This is a genomic window from Modestobacter sp. SYSU DS0290 (assembly GCF_054050955.1).
The window spans coordinates 105,599-112,778 of sequence record NZ_JBJHAI010000012.1; the positions used below are offsets into that span (position 1 = coordinate 105,599).

At 75.0% G+C, this 7,180-nt stretch carries 4 protein-coding genes; 3 read left to right on the forward strand and 1 reads right to left on the reverse strand.

Features of this window, described 5'->3' with window-relative positions; all coding sequences use genetic code 11:
* Positions 1-21: 21 nt before the first annotated feature.
* On the forward strand, positions 22-1,431 hold the full coding sequence (locus ACI795_RS12095; protein ID WP_457075750.1) for an NAD(P)H-quinone dehydrogenase: 1,410 nt from the start codon (positions 22-24) through the stop codon (positions 1,429-1,431).
* A 141-nt stretch (positions 1,432-1,572) separates the two neighbouring features.
* Positions 1,573-4,155 (forward strand): reprolysin-like metallopeptidase, encoded by a 2,583-nt coding sequence (locus tag ACI795_RS12100; RefSeq protein WP_457075752.1) that lies wholly within the window; start codon positions 1,573-1,575, stop codon positions 4,153-4,155.
* Between the two features lie 12 nt (positions 4,156-4,167).
* On the opposite strand, the gene ACI795_RS12105 is transcribed toward ACI795_RS12100, so the two are convergent.
* The gene (locus ACI795_RS12105; protein WP_457075754.1) at positions 4,168-5,928 is read right to left on the reverse strand and encodes an acetyl/propionyl/methylcrotonyl-CoA carboxylase subunit alpha; all 1,761 of its coding nucleotides are present in this window, start codon (positions 5,926-5,928) and stop codon (positions 4,168-4,170) included.
* Positions 5,929-6,177: 249 nt separating this feature from the next.
* Here ACI795_RS12105 and ACI795_RS12110 point away from each other — a divergent pair.
* A partial coding sequence (locus ACI795_RS12110; RefSeq protein ID WP_457075755.1) for a L,D-transpeptidase family protein occupies positions 6,178-7,180 on the forward strand: 1,003 nt, incomplete at its 3' end.

Here is a 7,180-nt window from a genome sequence, read left to right on the forward strand (position 1 = left end):
CCACGCTTGGAGCAGCACACCATGACCCGCATCGTGATCATCGGCGGCGGCCCGGCCGGGTACGAGGCGGCCCTGGTCGCCGCCCAGCTCGGCGCCGACGTCACCGTCGTCGAGCGCGACGGCATCGGCGGGGCGAGCGTCCTGTCCGACTGCGTCCCGTCCAAGACCTTCATCGCCTCCGCCGGCGCGATGACCGCGGTCCGGGACTCCGCCACCCTCGGCGTCACCGGCACCGAGCTCGGGCGGGCCGCCATCGACCTGGCGGCGGTGAACACCCGGATCAAGGGGCTGGCGGTCGCCCAGTCCGCCGACATCCACCACCGCCTGGCCTCCGAGGGCGTGCGGATCATCGGCGCCGCGGCGCGGCTCGCCGACGAGGTCCGCGGGCTGACCGTGCACCGGGTCGAGGTGCTGGACGCCGACGGGGGAGTCACCGAGGTCCTCGAGGGCGACGTCGTGCTGATCGCCACCGGGGCCGACCCGCGGGTGCTGCCCGGCGCCGAGCCCGACGGCGAGCGGATCCTCTCCTGGCGCGACGTCTACGACCTCACCGAGATGCCCGAGCACCTGGTCGTGGTCGGCTCCGGCGTCACCGGCGCGGAGTTCGCCTCCGGCTACCTGGAGGCCGGCGTGCCGGTCACCCTGGTCTCCTCCCGCGACCAGGTGCTGCCCGGCGAGGACGCCGACGCCGCCGCCGTGGTCGAGCAGGTCTTCCAGTCCCGCGGCGGGCGGATCGCCGAGCGCGGGCGGGCGCAGAGCGTCGTCCGCACCGAGAAGGGCGTGCGGGTCGAGCTCACCGACGGGCGGGTGGTCGAGGGCTCCCACGCGCTGATGACCGTGGGCACCGTGCCGAACACCAGCGGGCTGCAGCTGGAGGAGTGCGGCGTCGAGCTGACCGGCTCCGGGCACGTCGTCGTCGACCGGGTCTCGCGCACGACGGTCCCGGGGATCTACGCGGCCGGTGACGTGACCGGGGTGTTCCAGCTCGCCTCGGTCGCCGCGATGCAGGGCCGGATCGCCATGTGGCACGCGCTGGGGGAGGCCGTCGCGCCGATCCGGCTGAAGACGGTCTCGGCCAACGTCTTCACCCACCCGGAGATCGCCACGGTCGGCGTGCAGGAGAAGACGCTCACCGAGGACGCCGACGTCGAGGTCGTGCGCCTGCCGCTGGCCACCAACGCGCGGGCCAAGATGGGCGACCTGCACGACGGGTTCGTGAAGCTGTTCACCCGCCGCTCCACCGACGTCGTGGTGGGCGGCGTCGTGGTCGCGCCAGGGGCCTCGGAGCTGATCCTGCCGATCGCGCTCGCCGTCACCAAGGGCCTGACCGCCGCCGACCTGGCGCAGACCTTCGCGATCTACCCGTCGCTGTCGGGCTCCATCACCGAGGCCGGCCGCCGGCTGATGGGGATCGAGGACGAGCACAGCTGACCGTGCCGGTGTGACGGGCGGGGCGGCCGCGGCGCGCGGGGAGCCTGGCACGGACACGCACGCGGGATCCGGGCGCCGCTGGCCCGGATCCCGCTCGGCGCTGCCGATGCTGAGGGCGGTCCCCTCTGCCCTGGAGTACTCGTGTCCCTCGCTCTCCGCCAGGCGTCCCGCCGTCTGGTCGTCTGTGCCGCGCTGAGCGTCGCCCTGTCCACCTCGCTGCTCGCCGGGTCGGTCGTCCGCGCCGAGGCGGCGCCCGCGGCCGCCGGAGAGACCGTCGTCGGGGAGCTGGTCCAGGCCTACGCCGACCCGGAGCACCTCGTCGAGCACGCCGACGGGCACCCGGGCGAGGAGCCGGCGACGGGCGAGGACCCGGGCCTGCTGAGCTGGGTGCAGCCCGACGACGGCGACGCGGTGCGGGTGCCGACGACCGACGTCGACGAGCTCCCGGTCGGGGCGACGGTCGAGGTCACCGTCGGGCGGACCGTGCATGACGACGCGTCCGCAGAGGGGCTGGAGCCGGCCCGCGACGTCCTCGCCGCCGAGGTCGTGGCGGCGCCCGCGCCGGTGCCGACCGCCCCGGCCACCGGCCCGGTGAACCACCCGGTCACCGTGGTGATGGTGCAGCCCGCCGGGACCACCCGCACGGACAAGGACGCCACCCTGGACCAGGTGGCTGCCGTGGTCGACGGCCCGGTCGCCGAGTTCTGGTCGGAGCAGAGCGGCGGGGCCGTGCAGTTCGGCGTCACCGCGCGGGTCGACTGGATCACCACCAGCGCCACCTGCAGCCAGCCCGTGGGCATCTGGCAGGCGGCGGCCACGGCTGCCTCCTGGCAGGGGCTCCCGTCCGAGCACCTCATGGTCTACGTGCCCCAGACGGCCACCGCCTGCTCCTACGGCCTCGGGACGGTCGGCCGCTCGGTGGACGCCGGGGGCATGGTCTACGTCCGCGACACGCTCCCGTCGGTCATCGCCCACGAGTTCGGGCACAACATGGGCCTGGGGCACTCCTCGGCGCGGCAGTGCGACAGCTCCGTGGACATGGGCACGTGCCAGGTCACCCCGTACCACGACTGGTACGACGTCATGGGCATCTCCTGGGAGCAGATGGGCTCCCTGGCGAGCGTGCACGCCGCACGGATGGGGTTCCTCCCGTCCGCGTCGGTGGCCACCGCCGATCCGGCCGGCGGCACGTACACCCTGGAGCGCCTCGACCTCCGGCAGGGCGCGCACCCGCGTGCCCTGCGGGTGGTCGACGCCCAGGGAGCGGTCTACTGGTTGGAGTACCGGGCGGGCTCCACGGGGACCGGGCGGGACGCCTGGCTCAGCTCGTCGTCGGCGAACCGGATCGGTCTGCAGTCCGGGCTCCTGGTGCGCCGGGAGGCCACGGGGGACAGCACCTCCCTGCTGCTGGACGGCAGCCCGTCGGCCGCACCCAACTGGGGCGCCGACCGGGCGGCCGCACTCCCCGTGGGCACGCTGGTGCCACTGGCGGACACCCGGCTCGGCGTCACCGTGCAGAGCGTCACCGCCACGGAGCTCACCCTCGTCGTCCGGACGGGGGCGCCGATCCCGCAGGCGCACGCCGCCCTCGGCGGCAACTCGGGGCCGCTGGGTGCGCCGACGACGGCGGTCAGCTGCGCCGGTGACACCTACTGCACCAGGCAGTACGAACGCGGCACCATCGTCTGGTCGCCGGCCACCGGTGCCCGGGCGGTCAGCGGCGGCATCCGGGGGGCGTGGGCCGGGTCGGGCGGGCTGAACGGTCTGCTGCGGTACCCGACCGGGGACATGGTCTGCGGGCTGTCCGGTGGCGGGTGCGGCCAGCAGTTCCAGGGCGGGGTCGCGTACTGGTCCCCGGCGACCGGCACCCGGGTGGTGAGCGGCGGGATCCTCGGCACGTGGCGGTCGCTGGGCCTCGAGCGGGGGGCGCTGGGCTACCCGGTCAGCGAGATGGGCTGCGGGTTCGTCGCCGGCGGGTGCGGCCAGCACTTCCAGGGCGGGGCGGTGTACTGGTCGCCAGCCACCGGTGCCCGGGCGGTCAGCGGCGGCATCGGCGGGGTGTGGGCCAGGCTGGGCTGGGAGAACGGACCGCTGCGGTACCCGTCCGGAGACATGGTCTGCGGGCTGTCCGGTGGCGGGTGTGGCCAGCAGTTCGAGGGCGGGGTCGTGTACTGGTCCCCGGCGACCGGCACCCGGGTGGTGAGCGGCGGGATCCTCGGCACGTGGCGGTCGCTGGGCCTCGAGCGGGGGCCGCTGGGCTACCCGGTCAGCGAGATGGGCTGCGGGTTCGTCGCCGGCGGGTGCGGCCAGCACTTCCAGGGCGGGGCGGTGTACTGGTCGCCGGCCACCGGTGCCCGGGCGGTCAGCGGCGGCATCGGAGGGGTGTGGGCCGGGCTGGGCTGGGAGAACGGTCTGCTGCGGTACCCGTCCGGGGACATGGTCTGCGGGCTGTCCGGTGGCGGGTGTGGCCAGCAGTTCGAGGGCGGGGTCGTGTACTGGTCCCCGGCCACCGGTGCCCATGCGGTCTCCGGCGGGTTCCTGGGCACCTGGACCGGGCAGGGGCGGGAGAACGGTCAGCTGGGGTACCCGACGGTCGCCATGGCCTGCGGGTCGTCGTCCTGCCGGCAGGGGTTCCAGGGCGGAGAGCTGCTCTGGTCGCCCGAGACCGGTGTCCGGTACGCCGCGTGGCCCAAGGGGATGGGCGGCGGTCCGGTCCCCGGCTGACCCGGGGCCGGCTCAGCCGGCGGTGTCGGTGATGGTGCAGAGCACCGCGCCGCTGGTGACGGTCGCGCCCACCTCCGCGGACAGCCCGCTCACGGTGCCCGCCTTGTGTGCGGTGATCGGCTGCTCCATCTTCATCGCCTCGAGCACGACGACCAGGTCGCCCGCGGCGACCGTCGCGCCGTCGGCCACCGCCACCTTCACGATCGTGCCCTGCATCGGCGCGGTGAGGGAGTCACCCGAGGTTGCCTGGGCACCGTGACCGCCGCTGCGCCGGCGCGGCTTGGCCGCGCCGGCTGCTGCGGCACCGCCGCCGGCGGCGAGCCCGGCCGGGAGCGAGACCTCGAGGCGCCGGCCGCCGACCTCGACGACCACGGTCTGCCGGGGCTCCTCCTCGGTGCCGGCGACGGGGGTGGCGTCGTACGGGGGCACCTGGTTGTCCCACCCGGTCTCGATCCAGCGGGTGTGCACCGTGAACGGCTCGCTGGTGAACGCCTCGTCCCGGACGACGGCGCGGTGGAACGGGACGACGGTGGGCATGCCCTCGACGACCAGCTCGTCCAGCGCTCGGCGGGCACGCTGCAGCGCCTCGGTCCGGGTGGCGCCGGTGACGATCAGCTTGGCGAGCATCGAGTCGAACGCACCGGCCACCTCGCCGCCGGCCTCCACCCCGGAGTCCCAGCGGACCCCTGGGCCCTGGGGGATCTCCAGCCTGGTGACCGGGCCGGGAGCGGGCATGAAGTTGCGCCCGGCGTCCTCGGCGTTGATCCGGAACTCGATGCTGTGCCCGCGCGGGGCCGGGTCCTCGGTGATCTCCAGCGGCAGGCCCTCGGCGATCCGGAACTGCTGGCGGACCAGGTCGACGCCGCTGGTCTCCTCGGTGACCGGGTGCTCGACCTGTAGCCGGGTGTTGACCTCCAGGAAGGAGATCGAGCCGTCGGCGCCCACCAGGTACTCGACGGTGCCGGCCCCGGAGTAGCCGGCCTCCCGGCAGATCGCCTTGGCCGAGGAGTGGATCCGCTCGCGCTGTTCGTCGGTGAGGAACGGCGCGGGGGCCTCCTCCACCAGCTTCTGGTTCCGCCGCTGCAGCGAGCAGTCCCGGGTGCCGACGACGACGACGTTCCCGTGCGTGTCGGCCAGCACCTGCGCCTCGACGTGCCGCGGCTGGTCCAGGAAGCGCTCGACGAAGCACTCGCCGCGGCCGAACGCGGAGACGGCCTCCCGGACGGCGGAGTCGAACAGCTCGGGGATCTCCTCGATGGTGCGGGCCACCTTCAGCCCTCGTCCGCCACCACCGAAGGCGGCCTTGATCGCCACCGGCAGCCCGTGCTCGCGGGCGAAGGCGACCACCTCGTCGGCGTCCGCCACCGGGTCCTTGGTGCCGGGCACCAGCGGCGCCCCGGCCCGGGTGGCGATGTGCCGGGCGGCGACCTTGTCACCGAGGTCGACGATCGCCTGCGGGGAGGGGCCGATCCAGGTGAGCCCGGCGTCGATGACGGCCTGCGCGAAGTCGGCGTTCTCGGAGAGGAAGCCGTAGCCGGGGTGGACGGCGTCGGCCCCGGACCGGCGGGCGGCGTCGATGACCTTGTCGATCACCAGGTAGGAGTCGCCGGGCGTCGTCCCGCCCAGCGCGAAGGCCTCGTCGGCGGTGCGCACGTGCAGGGCGTCCCGATCTGGCTCGGCGTAGACGGCGACGCTGGTGAGCCCGGCGTCCCGGCAGGCGCGCGCCACCCGCACCGCGATCTCGCCACGGTTGGCGATCAGGACCTTCTGCACGACGCGCTCCTCTTCCCGGTGTCCGGGCGGAGCCTAGTTCTCCGGGCGTCCCCGGGTGCGGCCAGGGGAGCCGCGCAGGCACCCGCGCGCCGGTGGCGGGCGGGGGGAGTGTGCCGGGTGGTGCAGGGGTGGGCCCGGCGTGCGCGCAGACCTGGACTTCCGGCCGGCAGCGGGTTGGATGGCGCCGTGTCCCGCCGCTCGTCGCCCCGTCCCGTCACCCCTGCACACCGCCGGGGCCGTCGCCGCGCGGTGCGGTCGCTGCTGGTCCTCCTGCTGGTCGCCGGCGCCGTCCTGGTGTCCGGCGGACCGGCCGGTGCCGGCGCCCCCGCCTCGGCGGCCCAGCTGATCACCGTGGAGACCGCGTCGGCGTCGGCCACGACCGGGACGCTGCGCGCCTGGGAACGCGTGGGTGGGGGATGGCGCCTGGCGCGCGGCCCCTACCCGGTGTTCGTCGGTGGCAGCGGTGTGGGGCAGGCGCGCGAGGGCAGCTCGACCACGCCCGCGGGGACCTACCCGCTGACCGAGGCGTTCGGCCGGTTGCCGAACCCCGGCACGGCGATGCCCTGGTTCCAGAGCGACACCCAGGACTGGTGGGACGGGAACCCCTCGTCCCCGACGTACAACCTGCACGTCCGCCGGTCGAGCAGCCCGGGGGGCGCCAGCGAGAACCTGTACGGCAGCGGGCCCGTCTACGACTACGCGGTCAACATCGGCTACAACCTCGGCCGGGTGCCCGGGGCCGGGTCGGCGATCTTCCTGCACGTGAGCAACGGTCGGCCCACCGCCGGGTGCGTCTCGATGGACCGGGAGGCGCTGGCCGGCCTGCTCCGCTGGCTGCGGCCGGACGCCGAGCCGCACATCATGATCAACGTCGCGCCCGTCCGGAACGCGATCGCGGACGCCTGGTACCGCACCGGTGGGGTGGCGGGGCCGCTGGGGCTGCCCGCCGGCGGGGAGGGTGGGCTGCCCGACGGGCGCGGGATCGCCCAGTGGTTCCAGGGCGGCCCGGTCTACTGGAGCGGGGCGACCGGGGCCCACCCGGTGGTCAACGGGAACCTGCAGGCCTGGGCGCGGAAGGGCTACGAGAACGGGCCGCTGCGCTACCCCACCACCGACGAGGGCGGACTCCCCGACGGGCGCGGGATCGCCCAGTGGTTCCAGGGCGGCGCCGTCTACTGGACCGCCGCCACCGGCTCCCGGTCCGTGGTCGGCGGGAACCTGCAGGCCTGGGCACGCACCGGCTACGAGAACG

Bases quoted from the DNA above. Each gene is read 5' to 3' on its own strand.
- ACI795_RS12095 (WP_457075750.1), top strand. From the start codon at position 22: ATGACCCGCATCGTGATCATCGGCGGCGGCCCGGCCGGGTACGAGGCG.